21 protein-coding genes and 1 pseudogene are annotated in these 24,024 nt (G+C 62.0%); 13 read left to right on the forward strand and 9 right to left on the reverse strand.

Features of this window, described 5'->3' with window-relative positions; genetic code table 11:
• Positions 1-72: 72 nt before the first annotated feature.
• From P5W99_RS37015 to P5W99_RS37065, 11 genes are all read left to right on the forward strand, one after another.
• Complete coding sequence (locus tag P5W99_RS37015) at positions 73-1,734, forward strand: ATP-dependent acyl-CoA ligase (protein WP_434668214.1); 1,662 nt, start codon at positions 73-75, stop codon at positions 1,732-1,734.
• A gap of 458 nt (positions 1,735-2,192) precedes the next feature.
• Complete coding sequence (locus P5W99_RS37020; RefSeq protein ID WP_434668217.1) at positions 2,193-3,437, forward strand: NAD(P)/FAD-dependent oxidoreductase; 1,245 nt, start codon at positions 2,193-2,195, stop codon at positions 3,435-3,437.
• Positions 3,438-3,463: 26 nt separating this feature from the next.
• The gene (locus tag P5W99_RS37025) at positions 3,464-3,688 is read left to right on the forward strand and encodes a hypothetical protein (protein WP_434668219.1); all 225 of its coding nucleotides are present in this window, start codon (positions 3,464-3,466) and stop codon (positions 3,686-3,688) included.
• Complete coding sequence (locus P5W99_RS37030) at positions 3,658-3,939, forward strand: hypothetical protein (RefSeq protein WP_434668222.1); 282 nt, start codon at positions 3,658-3,660, stop codon at positions 3,937-3,939. The genes P5W99_RS37025 and P5W99_RS37030 overlap by 31 nt, the downstream gene beginning before the upstream one ends.
• Positions 3,940-4,209: 270 nt before the next feature.
• Complete coding sequence (locus P5W99_RS37035) at positions 4,210-6,261, forward strand: hypothetical protein (protein ID WP_434668225.1); 2,052 nt, start codon at positions 4,210-4,212, stop codon at positions 6,259-6,261.
• A 90-nt stretch (positions 6,262-6,351) separates the two neighbouring features.
• Positions 6,352-7,245 (forward strand): ATP-binding protein, encoded by an 894-nt coding sequence (locus tag P5W99_RS37040; protein ID WP_434668228.1) that lies wholly within the window; start codon positions 6,352-6,354, stop codon positions 7,243-7,245.
• Positions 7,246-7,250: 5 nt separating this feature from the next.
• A complete protein-coding gene (locus tag P5W99_RS37045) occupies positions 7,251-8,756 on the forward strand; it encodes a hypothetical protein (protein ID WP_434668231.1) in 1,506 nt (501 codons plus the stop codon).
• A 662-nt stretch (positions 8,757-9,418) separates the two neighbouring features.
• Complete coding sequence (locus tag P5W99_RS37050; RefSeq protein WP_434668234.1) at positions 9,419-9,994, forward strand: DUF7713 domain-containing protein; 576 nt, start codon at positions 9,419-9,421, stop codon at positions 9,992-9,994.
• 104 nt (positions 9,995-10,098) lie between these two features.
• On the forward strand, positions 10,099-10,497 hold the full coding sequence (locus tag P5W99_RS37055; protein ID WP_434668237.1) for a hypothetical protein: 399 nt from the start codon (positions 10,099-10,101) through the stop codon (positions 10,495-10,497).
• Positions 10,498-10,664: 167 nt separating this feature from the next.
• The gene (locus P5W99_RS37060; RefSeq protein ID WP_434668240.1) at positions 10,665-12,131 is read left to right on the forward strand and encodes a UvrD-helicase domain-containing protein; all 1,467 of its coding nucleotides are present in this window, start codon (positions 10,665-10,667) and stop codon (positions 12,129-12,131) included.
• Positions 12,132-13,081: 950 nt separating this feature from the next.
• Positions 13,082-13,276, forward strand: coding sequence for a hypothetical protein (locus tag P5W99_RS37065; protein WP_368692364.1), 195 nt, complete (start codon positions 13,082-13,084; stop codon positions 13,274-13,276).
• A 283-nt stretch (positions 13,277-13,559) separates the two neighbouring features.
• On the opposite strand, the pseudogene P5W99_RS37070 reads toward P5W99_RS37065, so the two are convergent.
• The 8 genes and pseudogenes from P5W99_RS37070 to P5W99_RS37105 all read right to left on the reverse strand — a co-directional run bounded on the left by P5W99_RS37070 (position 13,560) and on the right by P5W99_RS37105 (position 19,734).
• Positions 13,560-13,863: pseudogene (locus P5W99_RS37070) on the reverse strand (acylphosphatase).
• A gap of 306 nt (positions 13,864-14,169) precedes the next feature.
• A complete protein-coding gene (locus tag P5W99_RS37075; protein WP_434668243.1) occupies positions 14,170-14,406 on the reverse strand; it encodes a hypothetical protein in 237 nt (78 codons plus the stop codon).
• Between the two features lie 29 nt (positions 14,407-14,435).
• Complete coding sequence (locus tag P5W99_RS37080) at positions 14,436-15,542, reverse strand: Gfo/Idh/MocA family protein (protein WP_434668246.1); 1,107 nt, start codon at positions 15,540-15,542, stop codon at positions 14,436-14,438.
• Positions 15,448-16,299, reverse strand: a complete 852-nt coding sequence (locus P5W99_RS37085; RefSeq protein WP_434668249.1) for a sugar phosphate isomerase/epimerase family protein — start codon at positions 16,297-16,299, stop codon at positions 15,448-15,450. Before P5W99_RS37085 ends, P5W99_RS37080 begins: the two co-directional genes overlap by 95 nt.
• Entirely contained in the window at positions 16,214-16,633 is a 420-nt protein-coding gene (locus P5W99_RS37090; RefSeq protein WP_434668251.1) for a Dabb family protein, read from the reverse strand. Before P5W99_RS37090 ends, P5W99_RS37085 begins: the two co-directional genes overlap by 86 nt.
• A 2-nt stretch (positions 16,634-16,635) precedes the next feature.
• Complete coding sequence (locus P5W99_RS37095; protein WP_434668254.1) at positions 16,636-17,805, reverse strand: dihydrodipicolinate synthase family protein; 1,170 nt, start codon at positions 17,803-17,805, stop codon at positions 16,636-16,638.
• Between the two features lie 7 nt (positions 17,806-17,812).
• Positions 17,813-18,592, reverse strand: a complete 780-nt coding sequence (locus P5W99_RS37100; RefSeq protein WP_434668256.1) for a 3-ketoacyl-ACP reductase — start codon at positions 18,590-18,592, stop codon at positions 17,813-17,815.
• Entirely contained in the window at positions 18,589-19,734 is a 1,146-nt protein-coding gene (locus tag P5W99_RS37105; protein ID WP_434668258.1) for an acyl-CoA dehydrogenase family protein, read from the reverse strand. The genes P5W99_RS37100 and P5W99_RS37105 overlap by 4 nt, the downstream gene beginning before the upstream one ends.
• A gap of 189 nt (positions 19,735-19,923) precedes the next feature.
• On the opposite strand from P5W99_RS37105, the gene P5W99_RS37110 reads away from it, so the two are divergent.
• Complete coding sequence (locus P5W99_RS37110; RefSeq protein ID WP_434668261.1) at positions 19,924-21,471, forward strand: acyl CoA:acetate/3-ketoacid CoA transferase; 1,548 nt, start codon at positions 19,924-19,926, stop codon at positions 21,469-21,471.
• A 67-nt stretch (positions 21,472-21,538) separates the two neighbouring features.
• Here P5W99_RS37110 and P5W99_RS37115 read toward each other — a convergent pair whose 3' ends face one another.
• Positions 21,539-22,222: a TetR/AcrR family transcriptional regulator gene (locus tag P5W99_RS37115; protein WP_434668264.1), complete on the reverse strand. Its 684-nt coding sequence runs from the start codon at positions 22,220-22,222 to the stop codon at positions 21,539-21,541.
• Positions 22,223-22,436: 214 nt separating this feature from the next.
• Between P5W99_RS37115 and P5W99_RS37120 the strand changes: the two genes are divergently transcribed.
• Complete coding sequence (locus P5W99_RS37120) at positions 22,437-23,945, forward strand: aldehyde dehydrogenase family protein (protein WP_434668267.1); 1,509 nt, start codon at positions 22,437-22,439, stop codon at positions 23,943-23,945.
• Positions 23,946-24,024 lie beyond the last annotated feature (79 nt).

Here is a 24,024-nt window from a genome sequence, read left to right on the forward strand (position 1 = left end):
AGCGGCGCATGTCGCAGACGCGCATGTCGCAGACGCGCATGTCGCCAAAAGCAATTGCCAACAGGAAAAACGATGGGTCAGTGGGATGACAAGTTCGAACGCGCGGCGCGCAAATGGGCGAGCTGGACGATGCCGGAGTACAGTCAGACCGACCGCGTAATCGGCCGGATACTGGAGGACAAGGCCCGCCATTTCCCTTACCGCGAAGTCTTGCAGTTTCGCGAAAGCGCCGTGACGTTCGAGCAGTTGAACGCGTTGAGCAACCGTGTCGCCAATGGTTTCCTCGCCATGGGTGTGCGGCCCGACGACAAAGTTGCGCTGATGCTTGCGAACCGGCTCGAATTCATGCTCGCCTGGCTCGGCCTGGCAAAGATCGGCGCCGTTTGCGTTCCGATCAACGTGGCGCTCAAGGGCGACGGGCTGACCTGGCAGATCGATCAGGCCGATTGCGTGGCGCTCGTGACCGAGCCTGCCTATGTGGCGGCACTGGAAGCCGTCGCAGAGCGTTTGCCGAAGCTGCGCCATCTCGTCCTCGCAAGCGAGCGCGCGTTCGACGCCGTGCGCTTGCCGGCGTGGCACGGCGTGCAGGCGCTCCACTTCGGCGCGCTGCTTGCGTACGCGGAAAGCGCACCGGGGGTGAGCGTCGACTTCCGGCAACTGTCGACGATCTCGTACACGTCAGGCACCACCGGGCGCTCGAAGGGCGTCATGATCAGCCATCACTACTGGTACGACATCTGGGCCGAGGCGGTCCAGTATGCGCGCTACACCGAGGACGACGTGCTCTATACGGGCCTGCCGTTCTTTCACACGAGCGCGCACGGAACGACCGGCCCCGCCATTCTGGCCGGTGCGAAGGCCGTGCTCGTCGAGCGCTTCTCTGCGAGCCGCATGTTCGACGATTGCCGGCGCTGGCAATGCACGTCGGCGAAGTTCATCGGCAGTATGCTGGCGATCCTGATGAAGCAGCCGCCTTCGGAGCTCGATGCCGACAACCCGCTTCGGCTGATGGTCGGCGCCGCTGCCCCGCGCCAGATCTGGCAGGCCTTCGAGAAGCGTTTTCAGACGCGGCTGCTGGAGCTGTACGGCATGACCGAATGCAGCGGCTGCCTCGTGAATCCCTATGAAGACCGCCGTCCGGGATCGTGCGGCAAGGCGATCAACGGCTACGAAGCCAGGCTCGTCGACGAGGATGGCAACGAAGTGCCAACCGGCCAGCCCGGCGAGATCGTCGTGAGGCCGCAGCGCGCCCATCTGGGTACCACGGGTTATTACCGGCAGCCGGAAGCGACGCTGGAGCTGTTCCGCGATCTGTGGATCCATACGGGGGATCTCGCGACCCAGGATGCGGATGGCTACTTCTATTACGTCGATCGAAAGAAGCAGGCCTTGCGCCGGCGCGGCGAGAACATTTCGTCGTTCGAGGTGGAGGCCGTGATCGGCGGCCATCCAGCCGTGCTCGAATCGTGCGTGGTCGGCGTGCCTTCGGAGCTCGGGGAGGACGAGGTCAAGGCCGTCGTGGTGCTGCGCCCGGGTGCGAGTGTCAGCGCGTGCGAGCTGATCGCCTGGTGCGAGCCTCGTCTCGCCTATTTTGCGATTCCGCGCTACGTCGCCTTTCGCAGCACGTTGCCAAAGACGCCGAGCGAGCGAGTCGAGAAGTACCGCTTGCGCGCCGAGGTCGTTACGCCCGATTGCTGGGACCGCGAGCGGGCAGGCATCGCGCTCGCGCACTGAAGCCGGTCGTTCGCGTCGCATCATAGGAATTCGATCTCACGATCGCGCAAAACAGTATTGGACCGGCTGTGCGTTTGCCGCGAAGCTGGGCGTTGAGGGAATAGGGCGCTCCTCTGATTCGGGAACTGGATGCAGTCCTGATCATTAGGCGATGCGCGAGTTCGACATAACCGAATTGAACCGGATTGCCCGCGGGCGAGGAGAGTGGGACGTGAAAAACGCGAATTTCAGACTTAAGGTGTCCGTCGATCAGGACGTTTGCGTCGGAGCGGGACTCTGCGTGTTATCCACGAGCGAGGTGTTCGATCAGCGCGACGAGGATGGCGTCGTCAGTCTCCTGCAGACGGAGCCCGACGAGGCACAGTATGAGAAGGTCCTGGGGCCGCGCGCAAGTGCCCGTCGAAGGCGATCAAGGTGGAGAAGCTGCAATGCGGTGTCGATGACGTGGGGGAAGCGCCGTGAACGACCATCCAGGCGCGATTGTGATCGTCGGAGCGGGACAGGCAGCGCTGCAGGCGGCGAGCTCGCTTCGCGAGCAGGGACACGCGGGAGCGCTGCGTATCATCGGCGACGAGGCGGGCTTGCCGTATTCGCGCCCGCCGCTTTCGAAGGCCTGGCTCGCCGGCATGAGCGATGTGGACGACCTTCGCCTCGAAGAAGCGGACTGGTTCGCGGCAGTGAACGTCGATCTGCTGGCGGGAGAGCGCGTCGTGTCGATCGATCGGGCGGCGCGCAGGCTCGAGCTCGCATCGGGTACGGCGCTCGGCTACGACCACCTGATTCTCGCGACCGGCGCGCGCAATCGTGTGTCGCCGTTCGCCCGCGCTCCGCTCGAAGGCGTGGTCTCGCTGCGCACGCTCGCCGATGCCGTGGCGCTGAAAGCGCGATTGTCCGTTGCGCGGCGGCTCGTGGTAATCGGCGCGGGTTTTCTCGGCCTCGAAGTCGCGAGCATCGCAGCCGCGTGCGGCTGCGATGTGCATGTCGTCGAGTCGCTCGAACGGGCGATGAAGCGCGCGCTTTCGGCAACCATGTCGGCGTATGTCACCGCCCGGCTCGAACGTGCCGGAGTGCGCTTCACGTTCGACGCGCGTGTGGCGCAGTTGCGCGGCGCCGCCGGCCGCGTCGAGGCGCTCGAGCTCGTGGATGGCACGCTATTGCCCGCAGACCTGGTGCTTGTGGCGACGGGCGTCGAGCCAAACTGCGAGCTGGGTCTCGAGTGCAGGCTTCCGGTGTTCAACGGCTTCGTCGTCGACGCTCGCTTGCGTAGCGCTGACCCGGCAATCTCAGCGATCGGCGATTGCGCTGCGTTTCCGTATGGCTTCGACGGTGGCGACCTCATCCGGCTGGAGTCGGTGCAGAATGCCGTCGATCAGGCCCGGCACGTCGCGCGCACGGTGTTCGGCGCATCCAGTTGCTACGACACGACGCCAATCTTCTGGAGCGAGCTGGCGGGTGAGCGCCTGCAGATCGCAGGCGTCGCGCGGCGCCTCGACGGCAGCGTAGTGCGCGGCGACCCGCGCAGCGGCAGCTTCTCGGTGTTTCGCTACCGGCACGACCGGCTTACGGGCGTCGAATCGTTCAACTGCCCTGCCGACCATATGCTCGCGCGACGCATGCTGCAACGGCGTGTGAGTCCGACGCGCGAGCAGGCAGCCGATTCCTCGTGCGATCTGAAAGCGCTGCTCGCGGCGCAGATGGCTTGAGCGCGCGGGGCGGACGGCACAGCGATGTGGCTCCGATACGCTCGGGCATTCGCACCCTGGACATCACCTCGGTCATCTTCGGGCCTCATTGCACGGCCACGCGCACCTATGACGGCAGCGTTCAGGCGGAATCGGGCGCGGCGTCGCTGCTGCCGCGCACCGACGGCGAAATCGCGCCGCACTGTTTGCCGATGGCGCTCGCGGACAAGCTGGTGGTTCGGTGTCCGTCACTTCGGATGGTGGCATCGTGATGGTGGATCCACTGACGGACATGATGCAACGCGAGCGCAACAAGGCAGCGGTTGCCGCGAACGCAGACGACGCCTCTATCTGGCGCTGGCTTTCAGATTTGCTCGAGGAGCGCCGGATTAAATGGCGCTACAGCTTTGACACGTGGATCGTTATCGTCGATCGAAAGCAGTTGGCGGCGGAACGCAGCTTCGATCGTGCAATACGGGTGGCAAAAGTCGCAGCCGAGAAGTCGCGGACCCCGATCGGGTGACGGGGCGACACTTCATTGACGGCCAAGTCGTCGGTGCAAGCAATTTTGTTACCACTAGACGGCCGGAAATTAGCGGCTGCCACGACCATCGGGAACAAAATTGCTTGCAAACAGTTCAAGCAAAATTGTTCCTTCGGCCGACAGTTCAAGCAATTTTGTATCCTTTTCAACGCTGCGGCCGATCTTCGCCTTGCATTCCTGCGAAAGCGCTCTATGGTCCTATAGGCATCTGCCCCTTGGCTGTTGGCGAGCGGGGGCTATGGAGCGTCCATGGAAGCAGGCGACGTTGACGACAGCCTTTACTGCTCCACCCGGACGATGGGCAGGCGAACTATCGACACGTCGCAGTGGGCCAGTCCCGATGAGGGTGCGCTCGAAGGCAGCCGGCGAGCGTTGTATTTTGCGAGAAAGGAAGCGGTCTCGCTGTATCTTTCCGGTGCAACCGCCGACACCATTAAGCACCTTACCTCACTTGGCGCAAAACAGGCCTATCGCCTCATTCGTGAACGTTGCCTCGAAACCCACCCAGACGGGCGGCCCTATGGATGGCGTGGGCTCGTGCCGTGGATGCGGCTCAAGCATTACCGGCGGTGTCGCAAGGTCCGACTCGATCAATTTGGTGGCGGCGGCGCTGGCGCCCTGCATGCACTACTCGATGCCCGGCCAGACCTTCGCGAGGCATTCGACGCACGTATTTTGGCGGGCGTCTCAGGCAAGCGGCTGGTCGAAACGAAGCAGTCGAAAAGGCGCTATTGCGCATGGCTTCTCGACCAACTTCGTGGCCTTGGATATGAGCAGCGCGGCGAGTGGCCGTTTAATACGACAAGGTTGGGTTATGTCTCGATTGGCCGGTATGTCGACAGCGTGCTGTCGACGAACCCAAGAGCGTTAGCCGCGACGAGCGGCGGCCCGGACCTGGTCTCAAAGCTGAAGACCGGGGACGGCGCTGGACGGCCGGTTATGAAGTTCATGCAGCGTGTCGAGATGGATGCGCACAAGCTCGACGGACGTTTTTGTGTGTCGCTTCCCCTGATGGGGGGCGGTTTCCAGGAGAAGATCGTTCATCGCCTTTGGGTCATCGTGATCCTTGAGGTGGTTTCGCGCGCGGTACTCGGCTACTACTTCAGCATGAGGCGGGAAGTATCAAAAGACGACGTCCTGCGCGCGCTCAAACGGGCATTGAAGCGGTGGTGCGTGCGACCGGTGAGTTTCTGCGACAAACCGTATCTGTCCGAAGCCGGGCTCCTCTCGGGGCTTGGCGACGATTTCGCCGGACTATGCTGGGATGAGACCAGCGTAGACGGCGCCCTGGCGGAGACCTGCCAGCACGTGCGCGATGCGCTGCGCGATGCGGTTGGAGCCACGGTGCTCGACCCAAAAAACTCGTTTTCGAGACGTCGAAGCAAGGACGACCGCCCATTCATCGAAGCTTTTTTTCGTAACCTGGCGGGACAGGGCTTTCAGCGCCTTTCCAACACCACTGGCGGCAAGCCTCAGGACCGCAAGGGCCGGCAGCCAGAAGAGGTTGCCCTGGCGAGCCGATTCCAGTACGAGTATGCGGAAGAGTTGCTTGACGTGCTCGTCGCAAACTACAACGCCACGCCACACAGCGGCATCGGCAACCGGACGCCGCTGGCGTATGCGAAGTTCCTGTATCAGCATTCGCAGCAAACCTTACGTCGAGCCGATCCTGCCGTTGTAGACGCACTATTGAGCATTCGCAAGCGCTGTATCGTCCGCGGCGGCGCCCAGACGGGGCGCGTCCCGTTTGTCGAGTTCTATTACGGACGCTACACGAACGAGGTGCTTCACAATCGGCACGACCTCGTCGGGTCCGCGATCTGGGTGGTCTGTCACAAGGAGGACGATTGCCGGGTCGCGCTCGCCGCCACACTCGACGGCATGTCGCTCGGCGTGCTGCGGGCGGCGCCGCCCTGGAACATCTCGCCGCACAGTCTTTCCGTTCGTGCTGCAATCCGTCAGGCCTGTTCGCGCGGGCAGTTCACGATCCCGGCGGGCGCAGATGCCATCGACGTCTTCATGCGTTATGTAGAAAGCCACGCGCATCACCGCTTGCCGGTCCATCCGGCCTACCTGGAAGCACGGCGCATATTGTCTGCGGCTGCCGACCCGTCAATCGGGGCTGCCATGCTGGACGCAGCGACAACTCGGGCCCGGCAGACGGCCAGCGGCACTTCCGGCGACGACAGCACGAGCGGTAAGGCCACACGCAGCCCGGTGCGGCACGGCGCGGCGGCCCCACCGAAGCACGCAGGTCCGGGCGCCACGCTCCCGCCACGTCGAATGGCGGAATCGAGGTAGGCCATGCGGTTCTCACTGCCCGAGCGCTTCGATCCGCGACACTGCATCGTGACGAAACAGTACGCGGTATATACGCCACCCATGCACGAAATGATCGAGCAGATCGGCGAATGGATCGACCAGCTACGACCGGGCGGCTACATCTATGGCGCCTCGCGGCTGGGCAAGTCGCGCTGCGTACAGTGGTATGTTGAAAAGGTGCTGCAAGAGCGCTTGAGCGCCGTGGTGCCGCTGGTGGTGTGGAACCGCCGTCCGGACAGTCAGACAAGCGAGGCGGGATTCTGGCATCAACTGCTGCTCGCTTCGCACTTCGAATTCGCCCATCCGACGAAACCGCCGAAAAAAGCGGAAGGGATCTACCTGTGCAAACAGCGCTTCATTGCGCTCGCGAATAACGCGAAGAGAAATTATGTGATGCTAATCATTGACGAAGCGCAGGGTATCACCTTCCGGGAGTGGCAATGGCTGCTTGGTATCCAGAATGACCTCGACTACGAAGGCTACCTGCTGAGCGTTTTTTCCGTCGGCTCGCACCAGCTGAATTATCGTCACGAATACATGGCGATCACGGGCAACGCTCACGTGGCCGCGCGTTTTATGGCTGCGCATGCGCGGTTTCATGGTCTGCGCTCGCAGGACGAAATCGCATACGTGCTCAACGGCTACGACATCGATTCGGAGTGGCCACCCGGGAGCGGCGTTTCATACCTGCAATACTTCGCACCGGGCGAATTCAGGGAAGGGCGCCGGCTCGCGGACTGCGCCGGTCAGCTATGGAAAGCGCTTGTCGAGCTTTCGCCCGAATCTTCACGCCAGCATTTCGAGTTTCCCATGCAGCATATCGCCAGGGCAACTGAGGCGATACTCTTCCAGTTGGCCGTGGGCGAGGCCTGGGACGAGGTGACGTCCTACGAGAGTTGGTTGCGAGAGCTCGCGAAATCCAATTTTTCGGATCACATGCGAATCATCGCCACCGGCAACTGACGGATATGACTACCTATCCCTCCGTCAACTGGTGGCCCGGGAATCTCCGCCCGTATGAATCGAGGCTGTCGGTTGTTATCCGCTTCCAGGCGTTGAACGGCATTAGCAGCCGCCGGTGTCTGAATTTCCTGAACGTCGCCCCGGACCCAGATTTGCCGCTGCCGCACGAGGAGGCAGTTCGTCTGTCGGAGATCCTGCATGAAGCGTTGCCCGATGTCCTGGCTATCTTTTCACCATCCATCGTGTTCGAAAATTGTGGGCACTACGCTCCTCCGCCAAACAGGCGCGATCGTCATCGCGTGCGCTATTGCGACGCATGTGCGCAGCGCGGCTACCACAGCTATCTGCATGAGCTGAGTTGGATTTCCAGATGTCCGTTCCATATGTGCGAACTGAAAGACGCATGGGTCGGAATGCATGCAGATTCCGTCGCGGCCGGACACATGGCTGCACTCAACGTCGTGATGCAGGAGCGCTGCAGGTCGTGGCCGCATTGCGACAACTCCTTTCCTTCCGGCGAAGATAAATATCTGTCGCTCCTTGGAGACTGGGTCACCCGCGCTAGCCTGGCCGCAGAATCCCTGTCGCGAAGAGAGATATGGCGTTCAGGAGACGACGGATTTCCGGGAGACCTCTCGTTGGCCCAGGCGTTTGGGCAGCTGCGTGCCCTGGTGCCGATGCCTGAAGCAATTGAGACTCTCTTTGCGGAGGCCGGAGACGCTTGGGGCATGGAGACCTGTCAGTTTCCGCAGCAGACCAGAATCAAGCTTGAGCGGTTCCGGTCACGAGGTCTCGGATTCGCCCGCATCTTTGACTTCTATAAGTGCATCGGCGCGTTTTCAGCGGCTCGGCCTTCTTTTGTCACCCGCGCCTGGCATGCCCAGGATTCTCTCCGGGAGCGCCACGGCATCTGTCGGTGTGAATGGGAACTGACGGTTGAAGGGTGGCACCACAACTGGGTCAAGGTGCATGCGGAGGAACGCAAGCACTGGTCGTTCCGATGTCCATTTGACGTTGCGATTGGTGAACTTGATCTCTGTTGGGCACATCGGAATTCGGCGTACGTCGGCCGAAACCCAAGTCCAAAACGGGTGATTTTCGTTGAACTGGCTCATGACATGCATGCTGCAGGACTTATTCGATATGCAAAGGGTTCGAAGATAACAACCAAGGGGTCCCTCAACACTGAGCAGGAGATTGCATCGTGTTGCGAGTGGGTTCACGATTCAGTGCTATCGGACTTACTCGAAAAGGCCGCCGACTGGGAAGTCGAGGCGGCACACAACGCTGTTTCGAGGTGGTTGGATAACATTGATCATGGGCTTCAACCAGGGCAGCGAGATGACCCAAAACATTACACCCGCCTGTGCGAAACCGACGATGGTTTATCGCTCATTCGGTGGGTCAAAAACTCGAAGCGCCGGAGGCCTTTTGCAGGCGTTTCGCCACGAACCGGCTGGACCAGGAACCAGAATAACGGCGTGGAGACCAACAAAAATGCCTCGACGTGAGCTGCTCGCTGCGGCCCAGCGCTTCGAACTGGCCTTTCCTGTCGATGAGCGTACGGCAACACCGCGGCGATCATGACTGGCGCGGCGTAGCCGTGCTCATGATCTATCTGCGTTATCCTGCCGCTTGGAGTGTACGGGCTGCTCAGCGAGCCGTTGACCGACGAGCACGATGCACCGGAAAGTTCACGCTTGGTCTCTCGCCTGGGGGTAGGGAACAAAATTACTTGCAAAACGGGAACAAAATTACTTGAACCAACGGTAAGAGACGCGCAAAAGGCTTTGCGGGAGCAAAATTTAACATAAATCTAATTATCGAAATTTGATTCGCATTCCTCCATTATTGACATAAGAGGGGCTGACCTCGGAATTCAGGGCATCTAGTGCGTGTGCAGGGAAGCGGGTGATGCGGTGGGCCCCGTCCAAGGATGTTTCGCTTTCGTGTAAGGACATTCGACGCAAGTCCGGTGCTGCTCGCCCTGTAGCCCGGCAGGCGCTCGCAGTTCCTGTCAAAATAGCAGCATGGCTTTTGCCAGTTCCCACGCTTACGACTACGGGTTCGTTGGGCGACCTGTCGCCGTCAACGGCGACGAACAATCTCGAAGACGGCAACCGGAATCCGACCTCCGAGCGATCGCAGGAAGAACCGTTACGGCAGGCACGATATGGCACACGAGCGATGCGAACAATGCGGCAACGAGACGCCGCCCTGGGACACCATACATTGCGGCTCCGGCGACGGCAGCTATGAGTTGCTTTGCACCCTGTGTTTCAATGCCAGGATTGCTGGGTCCACCGGATTCACCGATTTCGAGAACGTCCGGCTTGACCCCATCCGGATGATCGACTGCCACAGGGAGTCCCACCAGTTCCATTTCCAGCTCCGGCTCCTGGGCGACCGGATTGCCTTGGACGCCTTTGAGCTACGCGGAGAACGTCCCGCCGGCTACCGGTTCCAGCTGATCGGCGAAGCCGACGATGACGTGCTCGTGCTGCTCGGGCGACTCGTCGAGAAGATACGCCGCGCGCTGTCGGTCAGGCACATCGATTTTCGGGAGCGCCGGATCATTGACAGCACGGTGCGCGGGCGCATCGAATGGGACGATTCGCAGGCAGGACACCTGCCACTCGTGGTGGTCGACGGCAAGGAGGTCTCGTGGGACGATCTTGGGCAAATGCTCATGAGCATGGAAGGATGGCAGTTCCGGCTCGATATCGCTGACCCGAGCGAAGAGCTTTGAGTCGCTGCGCCGACACAGCGATACGGGCGGCCAACCTGGCCGATCGAACGTTACAACCCTATCGGAGTAGAGCCATGGTCGCAGTCAGGCACGATGATCTTTCCATGGCGTTCGACTTCGTCAGCAACGCGGCGCCAATGGAACATAGCGCGTTTGTCTCGCTCGAGACGGGCAAGATCTGGTGGACTTCCGATTCGAATGATGCGTTCGACGAGGAGATCCCTGACGACCTTGAAACGTCCGATCGCTACCTTGCGATACCGCACAAGAACGAGCTCGATCTCGGAAGACGTCTCGCCTTGCGCTTTGCCGCACAGGAGTTGCCTGGACGTTACGGCCAGGTCGAAGGCTTTTTCCGGCGGCAAGGGGCTTATGCGCGTTTCAAGGATTTGCTGGAGGGCGAAGGCGTTCTCGAGCGCTGGTATGCGTTTGAAGCCGACGCTGTCGAAAGCGCGTTGAGGCAATGGTGTGCCGAAAACGGGCTTGAGCTTGTTCGGACTTGACTGGTGCTTTCAGCGTTTCCCTCTGCCAGGTGTGCTGTCACCAACGGTCATACGCGGCAGTGTTTCGATGACGCGTTCAGGGCCGGGGCGTTCGACCGGCTGTGGGCCATGCGAAAATCAGCGACCCCACATCGCCAGGAGCGAACGCACATGAGGTCGGATATCGCGTGAAGAGGACCTTTACTCCAACGGCAGAGCAGCAGGCTGTGATCGCGGCGGCGAGTGGCGCCGGAGACCTGAAGATCAAGGCATTTGCCGGCGCTGGCAAGACCTCCACGCTTCAGCTCGTGGCCGAGCATTTCGGCCAGCGGCGCGGCATGTACCTCGCGTTCAACCGGGAAATCGCGGCGAGTGCAGCGCGGCGCTTTCCACCTCACGTCGGCGCACGGACGGTGCATTCGATGGCGTGGGCCTCTGTCAGCCCGTCGCTCAAAAGCCGGGTGAGCCTTCAGGGCGAGCCGCCGCACGAACTTGCCGCACGCTTCGGGCTTGGCCCCCTGGGAGTGCGCACAGTGACCGGCAAGGCTGTCGAGATTGCCCCGTTCGAGATCGGGCGCATGATTGCCGATGGTCGGGACCGGTTCTGCCGGTCCGCTGACATCCTGCCGGCAACTCAGCATATTGTCGTCGACGAGAAGATCGACGAAGCGGTGGCCGCGCAACTGCGCACCTACCTGCTGCCTTACGTCGGGCGGCTGTGGGAAGAGGGCACGGCGGCGCGCGCCGCGAGTGCCATCTCGCCTGATGTGCTCCTGAAGCTCTGGGCGTTCTCGAAGCCGCGCATCGAAGCCGATTACCTCCTGTTCGACGAGGCGCAGGACAGCGACGGTGTCATGCTGTCGGTCCTTGGTCGACAGAGCCACGCGCAGATCATCTATGTGGGTGATCCATACCAGCAAATCTACGAGTGGCGGGGCGCGGTCAATGCGATGGCGCAGATCGACGCGCCCGAACGTGCGCTCACGGAGTCGTTCCGTTTTGGCGCCACGTTCGCGGCGCTCGCCAGCCGCCTGCTCGCACTGCTCGGTGAACGCACGCCCATCCGGGGACAGGAAGCCATCGGCTCGATCATGGTGGAAGATCCCGCGCTGGCGCCGCCGGTCGACGCGATCCTGTGCCGGAAAAACGTCACGGCTATCTGGCAGTTCGCCGCGGGACTCGAGGCGGGACACCGACCGGCGATCCGGATGAGTCCGGCCGAGATCCTCGCCTATGCCGACGGTGCAGACCGGCTGCTGGCCGGCCGGCGGGCGTTCCGCCCGGCGGCGTTTTCGCTGTTCGAGACCTGGAGCGACGCACAGGCGTTTGCGCGCAGTGCATTCGGTCAGGACCTGCTGCCGGTTGTGCGCATCGTCGATGAGCTGGGGACCGGTTATCTGCGGGCCCTGGCGCAGCACTCGGCGGAGGAAGGCACCGCCGACTATGTGATATCGACCGTCCACCGTGCCAAGGGCCTCGAATGGAAGCGGGTCAAGGTTGCGAACGACTTCCGGTTGCGCGGGGCTGACGGCAGCCCGATGCCGGACGACGATGAGCTCCGCCTGCTCTATGTGGCCGCGACCCGCGCACAGCATGTCCTCGACATTTCCGGATTGCGCGACGAGCTGCTTCGGCTCTTCAGTCTTCGAAGTTAGCGCTCGCGGGCCTGCCACGAAGGATATTGCAGGGTGGCGTCCCCGATGTGTCGCGAAAGTGTGAATTTTCCTTCCGCAACTCGACAATTTCGCTTGCCCCAGAAATGGGTACATTTTTCGGTCAAACCAGACGGCCGACCGGCGGCCCGACGCATCTCGGATCGCGAAATAGAGGAACTCCTGACTTTCTTCACAGGCGCGGAACAGCGTGGGATGCTGGATGTGTTCGGTGCGGCGGGAACTTAACGATCTCTGTTCAGTTCATGCAAGCTCGGTTCTAAGAGGACCGACGATCATTCGAGCGATTTGTACGTTTTACCGCAGCAGGTGAGGCAGCAAACGGATTGATGACGTGCGCGAAATCGTATCTCCAGGTGAGGATGAATCTTTTTCCGTCTTTATGTGATTTTTCATTAAAAAAACCGCCCAAAGAAAACGCCCACGTTGTTCACGCAGGCGTTTCCGTGGCCCCGCTGCCGCGCCCCATTGAACGGAGATTCCCGTCCTTTGCTGCTTCAGGGCCGGCTTCCGCGCGGCTCACATCTAGTATAGGGCGCGTAGCGGAAGATCCAAGCTGGCTGAAACGGGTTACTGGCCGAACGACGCCATCAGCGATCCGCCCAATTTCCGGCGCGCCGAAACCTTCATCGAGTCGGCGTATGAGGGTGCCCGAACCTTCCGCAGCACCGCGAAATGGTCTCGCCTGACTTTTGGTCCCGCCAGCGATACGGCACGCCCCAGTATGATCGCCACCGCGTCCGTTGCAGCGCGGCACGCTCCAATCGGCCCAATATGCGGGACGCCCCTGGATTGCCGCGTCGCTGCGTTCCCCCTACCATCAACTCCCCGCGCCATTGCAGCGAATGACACCACCGGCAAGCGACGCCAAAAGCGTGCGCCTTAGCCGACGCAATCCGTACAGCACCTACTCAAGCTATCAGGAGGCAAGCATGCTCAGCGCTCATGAATTTGCGACATTGATGCTGGTCAGGGATTCAGCCGACCACATTGCCGAACGGGAAGAACTTGATACGTTGCTTGAACGTCAGCTTGTCACCATGGAGAGGCTTGCCGGCGGGGTTGTGCGACCTCGTGTGACGCAGGACGGCGATTCGCTCCTTCGTAACCTCACTCGCATCCATTGAGAAGTGCGAAACACTGAAGGACCCTCACATCTACGCGCTTGTGCGCCCATCATCCGATGGCCGGTCAGCTGGGCCGACTTTGATGACGCGAGGCGATGAAATCTACGAGGTGCCCTCCGGCAGTTCGGGAGCGCAGTTCAGCCTCAATTTGATCGATGCTCGGGGGCGCGGCCGCCATGCGGCAAGACTGCAGCGCGGCACCCACACGCCCGGCCAGGGGCCGGCCGCATATCGTCCGGCTACGACCCGAGTTGTGTCCGCGCAGGCGACCGAGTTGAGGGCGTCACAGCGTGGGTAACCGATCGAAGGCGTCGAAGCGCGAAAAATGGGGGCGGCAGTTCGGTTACCTCGAATTCGTCGATGAGGGCGGCGGGCATGCCCTCTCTTAGCCATATGCACATGTCGACGAGCTGCTTCGGCGAACCCTGCACCAATACCTCCACTGAGCCGTCCATAAGGTTACGCACCCAGCCGGTAATCCCCATCTCTCTCGCGCGCCGCACGCACGCTTCGCGGTAGCCAATCCCCTGCATCTGGCCGCGCATGCGTACCAGTCGGGTTTCGAGTACATTGTCATCGGACGCCATGCGCCTTCCTCCCGGACAAGCTCCCAGAATCGGTGTTCCTTTGATTTTCGTGTAGGTTTCCGGTTAGCGCGACCCAAGCCTGGCGAGGCGCTGCCTAGCTTCCCCAAATATTTTCATTTGAAAATCAGCTAGTTGCTGTCTACCTGTGTTGGGTACGTAAGCAACGGATGCGGAGATGTGTGCGCACCTCGTTCGCAGACGTTGATGTTATTTAGATACAAGAAATCCAGCTTGGTGAGCTTCGCGGCAGCAGCAGAGCGGAAAGCGACGAAACGAAACAAGAATGCGGATCAACTGCTCTGGGCATCACTTGAGCAACGATTCCGATCGCATCTTTGCCGCGCGGATCGCGTCGTCAAAGCGCGGTTCGATGGCGACGTGTCGCCGATTTACTGTAACGAACCATCCCTTATCCGACTGGCACCAGCGAATTTTTCCAGCCTCAACGAGGGCCGAGAACCACCGCCATAATGCGGCATCCTCTTCGTTTGCGTGCGTGGCAGCGAGGGAGCGAGCCTCCCGAAGCTTCTGGATATTGATCATGAACGTTTCGGGTGTCGTCAAGTGACGTGCTATGGCGTCATATTCGACAGAATCTGGTCGATCACGAGCTGGTTGCCAAGGGAGTTCTCCAGTGGGAACGCGAATTCGTGGTGCTTGTCATTCAGCGCTGCGGCAAAATCTTCCACCATCAACTGATACTGATCGACATCTTCGAATTCAATAATCTCGATCTTTCCGGTTGCATCGGAGCGATGGGTGATTTGTGGTTTGCCGTATACGCCCGGATTGAATGGCGCATCGACGCAAAGCCATCCCCTGGAACCATGGAACATCATGTGCTGGCGTCGCGCGAGCTGTGTGCCGCAGTAGAAGTGCAAACGAAAACCGGGGAACTCCAGATTGCAGAGGGCGAGCCTGTCGGTACCGTAGCGCGGATCCACGGTAATGTCGGCGCTGACCGAAAGCGGTTCAAGTCCTGTCGCAATGCGTGTTGTCACGACCGGGTAGACGCCGATGTCGCGCACGCCGCCGCCGCCAAGCGAGAGATTATTCTTGAGCGCGGCGGGATCATCATTGAAGTAGGTAAAGGAGCCCTCCACGAGTTCGAGCGTGCCAAGCGTTCCATCGGCGATGCGATCCCTCACGAACGCCCATTGCGGATGATGCGCGACCATGAAGGCTTCGCCGCACAACAGACCGGTCGCGTCGCGAAGCGCGATCAGCTCCCGAACCTGACTGGCGGTCATTGCAATCGGCTTCTCGCACAGGACATGCTTGCCGGCAAGCAGCGCTTTCCTGCACCACTCGAAGTGACTGGCAGTCGGTAACGGGATATACACCGCATCGACCGCATCGCTTTCTATGACCTCGCCGTAGGTCGCGCAGGTGGCGGGTATGCCGTGCTTCGCCGCGAACGTGGCGGCGCGCTCGCGATCGCGGGCGGCCACACGGACTACGCGGCTGTTGCTCGAGCGCTGGATGGCCGGCACCACAAAATTGTCGGCGATGCGTGCCGCACCGAGTACGCCCCATCGGATCATGTCTCGCATGGTTGTCTTCCTGTCTGGTTCAATCCATCGATCAACATATTGTCTGAAGCCGTTGTGCGCAGACCTGGAGCACCTCGTCCGGATCGCGGCGCCACCAGTTCTCTTTCGAGAATATTTCGACTTCAATGGGTCCTTCGTAACCGGCGCGCTCGACGCCGCCGCGCAGCGCAGGTAGATCGATTACCCCGTCGCCCATCATGCCGCGGTCGAGGAGCAGGTCGCGCGTCTCACGTAGCCAGTCGCATGCGTGATACGCGAGTATCCGGCCCGTGCGGCCCGCGGACTCGATCGATGCATACAGGTCAGGATCCCACCAGCAGTGGTAAGCGTCGATCGCAACGCCCAGAAAGCCGCTGCACCCGGGGTCAACGGCCTCGCAGATCTCCAGCGCCTGTGCAAGCGTGTTGAGTACGGCGCGATCGGCCGCATACATGGGATGCAACGGTTCGAGTGCGAGCGGGACGCCACACTCGCGGGCAGTTCCCAGCAGTTGCGCAATGCCATCGGTGACTTGTGTGCGTGCGGCGTGCAAATCGCGGCTGCCTTCGGGCAAACCGCCCACCACCATCACGAAGCAGCGCGCGCCGAGCGTCGCGGCGTCGCGCAGCGCGGCCTTGTTCGCTTCGATGTTCGCTGTGAATTGCGCCTGCGTCGCGGCGGGCAGATACGTCGAGCGGCAGTAGCCGCTGACTGTCAGGCCAAGCGCCTTGATTTGCCTAGCGATCTGCGCGATGTCTGCGTTTTCCGCCTCGTGACGCCACGGCGCAATGGCACCGAACCCAGCTCTCGCGATGCGGTCAATCGTGCGGCTGAGTGGCTCGCGGTGACCGAGCGTTGCGGTGTTGATGGAGCACAGGTCGAGTCGTCCCTGCAGGTTTCTCATGATTGTCCAGATTGATATCGAAAACGAGCAGTCCGTGCACGCCGCCATCCAGCGCTTCGATGAGCCGGGCGACGATTGCGTGATGGGTCGGATGTGACAGGTACATAAAGCACGCATCGCGGCCCGCGAAGTCCATCATGAAGCCGTCCCCAAACCGCATGCCGTAACCTTCGGGAGAGACGTTGGGCCCGCACTGGAAGTTCGTGAACGCGATGCCGGGAATTTCCGCGAGTCGTCGAATCTGCTCGAAGAAGGCGAGCCGCTGCTGCGGCGTGACCTCTTCGCGGAAGCGGCAAAACACCATGTGGCGCACCGGCCCCGATGAGCTCGACATGATCAGCCTCCGCAGCCAAGAGGCGCCATGACCTTGCGTACGCGCTCGATGGCGTCGGCAGGGTCACGCAACAGGCGAGCCTGATCGGCGAGGCGGAACACGTCCGCGAGATACGCGGGCGGGCGCATGCCGTGATGGCCGCCGGGCATGAAGAAGTGATCCTGGAAGCCGTTCAGGTAGGCGAGGAACACCACGCCAGTTTTGTAATACTGCGTTGGCGCGCGGAAGATGTGGCGCGACAATGGCACCGTTGGTGCGAGCAGAGCGTTGAAGGTCTCGAGGTCGTCGCCGGCGAGCGCGGCCAGCGCCTGCGACGCGGCGGGTGCGATCGCATCGAAGATGCCGAGCAGCGCATGCGAATAGCCAGCCTCGTCGCCTGCGATCAGGGCGGGATAGTTAAAATCGTCGCCCGTGTACATTTTCACCTTGGGGGGCAGGCGGCGCCGGAAGGCTATTTCCTTCGCGTCGTCCAGCAACGAAATCTTGATACCGTCGACGTGACTGGCACTCGCGTCGATCACCTCCAGGCAGACCTGTGCCGCGCTCTCATAGTCCGTTGCGCCCCAGTAGCCCGCGAGCTCGGGATCGAACATCTCTCCGAGCCAGTGCAGGATCACCGGCTGATCGCACATGGCCAGGACTTCACGATAGACGCGCCGATAATCGTCTTCGGAGCGAGCCACGCGGGCGAGCGCGCGGCTTGCCATCAGGATGACGCTTCCGCCCACGCGTTGAACGGCTTCGAGTTGTTCAGCATACGCGCGGATCACCTGATCGCAAGTGGTGACCGAAGCCGGCGCCACGTGATCGGTGCCGACGCCCGACGCGATCGCCGCACCTGGAATATCGCGCGTTTCTTCGATTGTGCGCGTAATCAGTTCGAGCGCGCTGCTCCACGGCAGGCCCATACCGCGTTGGGCCGTGTCCATTGCTTCGGCAATGCCGAGGCCCTGCTGCAGCAGATAGCGGCGGTATTCGAGTGTGCGTTCCCAGTCGATCGCGGGTGCCACATTCAGTTCGCCGGCGCGCAGCGGATCGGCCACCACGTGCGCGGCCGAGTAGGCGATGCGATTGAACGCTCGCGCGGGCATACGCACGTCGAGCGGCGTGCCTTGCACGCGATACGTTTCGATCGTGCCGGACGCGGTCGGGAGTTTGAGTGTCAGGTTCATATGCGGATCAGTATTTGGTCACGAGCAGGCCGCCGTCGACGCGGATAGCCTGGCCAACGCTGTAGGGCAGGCCGCCCGTCGCGAGCGTGCGCACGGTGGTCGCCACTTCCTTGGGGGTGCCCCAGCGCTTGATGGCGGTGAGTCCCTGCTCCATTTGCGCGTCGTAGCGCGCACGCGAGGGCGCCGTCATCTCGGTTTCGATAAGGCCGGGCTGCACCTCATACACGCTGATGCCGTGCTCGGCGAGGCGCAGCGAGAACAGGGTGTTGGCCATCGACAGTCCTGCCTTTGATACGCAGTACTCACCGCGCAGCGGTGAAGCGGCGATTGCATTCGATGAGGTGATCGTAATGACGCTCGGATGATGCGCAACGCTGGCCTGCGTGCGGGCCAGCAGGTGCCTGGCGAACGTCTGGGTCAGAAAGAAGGTGCCGCGCGTATTGACAGCGACGCAGCGATCGAAGCTCTCGGGCGTCACGTCGAGCAGGTCGCCGCGCGACATCACCGATACGCCGGCGTTGTTCACGAGGCAATCGATCGGCGCCGCGAGCCGCGCTTCGATGTCGAGCAGCGTGGCCTGATGCGAATCGATGTCGGCCAGATCCGACACTACCGCGATCGCTCGGGCACCGGCGCGTTCGACTTCAGCAACGGCCTGGTCGAGCTCCTCCGACGCCACCACATCTGTGAGTGCCACGTCGAATCCGGCGCTGCCGAGTTCGACCGCAATCGCCCGGCCGATCCCGCGCCGGCTACCGGTGACCAGTGCAACGGGACGCGTGCTCATACCGCGGCTCCGTTCGCGATCAGGTCGCGTGCAATGATGGTGCGCTGGATCTGGTTCGTACCTTCGTAGATCTGCGTGATTTTCGCGTCGCGATAGAGCCGCTCGACTTCATAACCGCGGATGTAGCCGCTGCCGCCAAAAATCTGCACGGCGTTGGCGCTGTGCCTGACCGCCGTGTCGCCCGCAAAGCACTTGGCCATCGAGCAGGCGATGCTCGCCCTGTCGCCGGTTTCGAGCCGCTCCGCCGCGTCGTGCACCAGCAGGCGCGCGGCCTGAATATCCTTCGCCATGTCGGCGAGCATCCACTGGATTCCCTGAAAATCGGCAATGGGATTGCCGAACTGCTTGCGGGTCTGTGCATAGTCGAGCGCCGCTTCCAGCCCCGCCTGCGCGATCCCGACTGCAAGTGCGGCAATGCCTACGCGTCCCTTGTCGAGCACGCTCATCATGATGTGAAAACCGCGGCCCTCCGGCCCAAGCAGGGCGTCGTGCGGAAGCTTCACACGCTCGAAATGGAGCTCGCCGACCTGCGACGCACGCTGCCCCATCTTGTGTTCCTTCGGTCCCTTCGAGACACCCGGCAGTTGGCAGTCGACGATAAAGATGCTCATGCCGCGTTTGCCGGCGCTCGGGTCGGTACGTGCCAGCACGAAAGCCAGATCCGCGACCGGCGCGTTGTGAATCCACAGCTTGGCGCCGCTGAGTTCCCAGCCATCGGGCGTACGTGTCGCGGTGGTGCGGATGCCCGATACGTCGGTGCCAGCGTCGGACTCGGTGATGCAGTACGCGGGCCGCAGCTTCGCGCGCAACAGCGGCTCCATGTACTTCGCGCGCTGCGCATCGGTGCCGTGCACGGAAAGCAGCGTGCCGACCAGCTCGAGCAGGCCGCACTGGTCGGCAACCGACGCATAGCCGCGCGACAGCTCCTCCATTACGAGCGCATAGGCGGTGACGTCGAGCCCGGCGCCGCCGAACGCCTCGGGCACCGTGATGCCAAACAGGCCCAGCTCGCCCATCTGCTGGTAGATCTCCGCCGGAAAACGTTCCTCGCGATCGAGGGCCTCGGCCAGCGGGCGGATCACCTCCTGCGCAAAACGTCGCGTGGTTTCACGGATCTGCCCGTGCGTTTCTGAGAGTTTCATGCCGTCTCCATTCATCATGGCTTTACCTGTTCTGGCGCCGTATAGAGCCCATGCAGGTAAACCCGAGCTCTGCGCAACACGTCTTGAATTGCCGCGGTTCATGTGCCAACATTGGCAACAAGTAACCATCTGGATGGTTATTTAAGACCAACGAACGGCCGCTGTCAACGAGCTTTTCGGTCAATCTGAATGGAGGATGTGTTGAACAAGTGGATGGCGGCCGCGGACGCGGTCGAGCAGATTTTCGATGGCGCGACGATCGCGCTGGCCAGTAACGGTGGCGGTGTGCTCGAGCCGGATGCGGTGCTCGCGAAGCTCGAACAGCGCTTTCTCGAAACCGGGCATCCACGCGACCTGACGGTGGTCCATGCGCTCGGCATCGGGGACGGACTGGGTAGCGGGCTCGGACGCCTGGCTCACCTGGGCATGGTCAAGCGCGTGATCGGCGGACACTGGAGTTGGGCGCCCGAGATGCAGCGCCAGGCGAAAGACGAGGCCATCGAAGCCTACAGTTTCCCTGCGGGCGTGATTTCCACGTTGCTGCGGGAAATTGGGGCGGGTCGCCCGGGCCTCGTCACGCACGTCGGACTGCGCACCTTTGTCGATCCGCGTATCGACGGCGGCAAGATCAATGCTCGCGCAACCGAAGACCTGGTGGAGTTGATTGAGCTGGATGGGCGCGAGTATCTGCGCTACAAGCCGTTCAAGGTGGATTTCGCGATCGTGCGCGGCTCATCGGCCGACGCAAGTGGCAATGTCACGCTGCGCCATGAGCCTGCGGATCTCGATGTCTACGCGGCGGCGCTCGCGGCGCACAACAGTGGCGGCCGGGTCATCGTGCAGGTGCAGGAGCGCGCGCCCGGCGGTTATGTGCCGGCCCGGCTCGTGCGCATTCCCGGCATCCTGGTCAATACGCTGGTCGAGACGCCTGAGCAGGTGCAATGCGTCGTTGCGGACTACGACCCGGCGCTTAGCGGCGAAGCAGTGAGCCTGATCGGCGAGGGATTCTACGAGATTCCCACGGGCATTCGCCACATCGTCGCGGCGCGAGCGGCGCAGGAGTTGCACGAAGGGCTGTCGGCGAACTTTGGCTTCGGCATTCCGGGGGGCATTCCCGCCATTCTCGCGGCGCAGGGCCGGCTTGGCACCTTCTGGGGGTCGGTGGAGCAGGGCATCCACAACGGCGCCATGCTCGACGGCCCGATGTTCGGCACGGCGCGCAACGCCGATGCAATCCTGTCGAGTGTCGACCAGTTCGACTTTTACAGCGGCGGCGGCGTGGATGTCACTTTCCTCGGCATGGGCGAGATGGACGGCAACGGCAACATCAATGTATCGAAGCTCGGCGCGACCGTGGTCGGTCCCGGGGGCTTCATCGACATCACGCAGGGTGCGCGAAAAATCGTGTTTTGCGGCACCTTCGAAGCGAAGGGGTTGCAGGTCGAACAGGTGGGGGCGCGCGTGAACATCGTGAGCCCGGGCAGCGTGCCCAAGCTCGTCGAGCGCGTCCAGCACATCACATTCAGCGGCGAGCAGGCGCGTATCGCCGGTCAGGAAGTGCTCTATGTGACCGAGCGTGCCGTGTTTCGCCTCGAGCCGGACGGTGTGCGGCTGATCGAGGTCGCGCCGGGGATTGACGTCGAGCGGGACGTGCTTGCGCGAATGGCATTTTGTCCGCTGGTGGACGAGGCGCTGTTGATGCAGGCGAAGCAGGGAAAGCAGGAAAAGGCGGCCTGAGCGCGTGCAGGAGCTGCAGGAGAAGGCGCAAGCGCCGGCATGCCGCGCTTTCGCCCAATACGCGGGGTCAGGGGCGCAGCAGTCGGAGCACCGTCTCGATGTTGAAGTCGAGCCTTGCTTTCAGCGCGTCCTTGCTCATGAAGTCGATGTCGAAAATCAGGCCGCTCGTGTGGCGATTGGTCAGGTAGTAGTACCCGATTGCGGCCATCGTAATGTGCAGTTGCCGGGCGTCGACGCCGCTGCGGAACACACGCGCTTCGACGCCGCGATCGAGTATGCGTTGCAACATCGAGATGAAATCATGATGCAGTTCAGTGAACCGTGCAGACTTCTTCAGGTGGCGTGCCTTGTAAAGGTTCTCGCTGCTCACGAGCGTCATAAACTCCGGGTTCTTCAAGTAGTAGTTCCACGTATGCGTGGTGAGCGCGACGATGGCTTCTTCAGGGGAGAGATGATCGAGGTCGAGCTTCAGTTCAGCCATGCGGATGTCGGCGTAGGCATCTTCGAGCACGGCCACGAACAGCCCCTCCTTGCTCCCGAAGTAGTGATAGATCATCCGCTTGTTGGCTTTCGAGCGCGTCGCGATGGCCTCCACGCGGGCACCGGCCAGACCGAGTTTGGCGAACTCCATTTTCGCGGCTTCGAGAATGCGCGCCCGAGTCACCTCGGGGTCTCGCTGTTTGGGCGGCTTTGCCGTGGCTGCCTTGGCGGTTTTGGATGCCTTGCCCGGGGGCGTGGTCACAAGAGTCATGTTGGGTGGTCGCTGGAAAAAGGTAGTCGGGAGCGGCGCTGTTTGCGCTCGCATCATGCCAGCGACTATAGACCAAAAAGACATTGCGAGGAAGTAACCGGATGGTGCAAAATGGGCGCAAAAAAATGCGTGGGACGTTCCCTTGTCAGAGCCGTGTCCCGCACGCGCGGTGCGCTTTCGATGCACGCGTGACGAGCAAATTCTGGAGGCAGGTATGAACAATCTGAATGAACTTGCAGCAACACTGGGTCTTCCGGCTGAACCAATTCGCAGTCCGATGTATATTGATGGCAAGGACTGCGCAGGGAAGTCGGGCGAATTCGTGACGCGCAAGAGCCCAGGCCACGGTGTGCCGGTGACGTCGACCGCACGAGCCACCGTTGAGGACCTGAATGTGGCTGTCGCGTCGGCGCGCCGTGCATTCGACGACGGCCGCTGGTCGCGGCTCTCCGGCGAGCAACGTGCGACGGTGCTGCTGAATGCTGCGCGGCTCATCCGTGAGAATGTGGAGACGCTCGCGTATCTGGAGACGCTCGAAAGCGGCAAGCCGATTGGACAGTCCCGCGGCGAAATCAGCGCGGCGGCAGGCATCTGGGAATACGCAGCGGGCCTCGCACGCGTCGTGCACGGCGATACGCATGACACGCTCGGCCGCGATCTGTTTGGTGTCGTCGTGCGCCAGCCAATCGGTGTGGTTGGCATTGTCACGCCGTGGAATTTCCCGTTCTTCATCCTTTCCGAGCGTCTGCCGTTCGTGCTGGCGGCGGGTTGCACAGCCGTCGTCAAGCCGGCCGAGCTCACATCGAGCACAACGCTCAAGCTCGCCGCGCTGCTCACCGAGGCGGGCCTGCCCGACGGTGTCGTGAACGTGGTGACCGGCCTCGGGTCGGTGGTCGGCCAGGCGCTCGCGGAACACATGGATGTCGACATGATTTCGTTCACCGGCTCGACGCCGGTGGGGCGTTCGGTGCTCGCCGCGGCTGGCGGCAACATGAAAAAGGTCGGTCTCGAACTGGGCGGCAAAAATCCGCAGATCGTGTTCGCGGATGCCGATCTTGACGACGCGGCCGACGCCATTGCCTTCGGCATCTCGTTCAACGCGGGCCAGTGCTGCGTGTCGGGCAGCCGCCTCGTCGTGCATCGCTCGGTCGAACAGGCACTGGTCGAGCGCGTGAAGGCCGTGCTGGAGAAGGTGCGGGTGGGCGATCCGCTCGATGCGTCCAATCATGTCGGCGCCATTGTGGAAGCACGCCAGTTCGACAAGATCCGCAGTTTCATCGACGCCGGCGGGCGCGATGGCGCGCAGCTTGTCTGGGGCGGCACGGCCAGCAGCGAGGGCGAGCGGTTCTTCATCGAGCCGACCGTGTTCCGCAACGTGCAGCCGCACAGCGCGCTCGCACAGGAGGAAATCTTCGGCCCTGTGCTGTCAGTCACATCGTTTGACACCTTCGAGGAGGCGATCCAGCTCGCGAACGGTGTGCCCTATGGCCTCGCGGCCAGCATCTGGACGCGCGACCTGCAAGGCGCAATCCAGAGTTTCCGCGAAGTGCAGGCTGGCCGGATCTGGGTGAACTGCACGATCACGGGCGGCCCAGAAATGCCGATCGGCGGGGTCAAGCAGTCGGGCATCGGACGCGAAACGGGACGTTACGGCGTAGAGGAATACACGGAGCTCAAATCGGTGCATATCCAGATGGGCAACCGGCCGCGCTGGATGGCCTGACGCGCATGGTGCGCGACAAAAGCGCGGTCAGGACGCGTGGTCAAAACGCGTGGTCAAAACGCGCCGCGCCGGACGTTGA

Origin of the sequence: Paraburkholderia sp. A3BS-1L (assembly GCF_051125215.1) — a bacterium.
Lineage (GTDB): Bacteria > Pseudomonadota > Gammaproteobacteria > Burkholderiales > Burkholderiaceae > Paraburkholderia.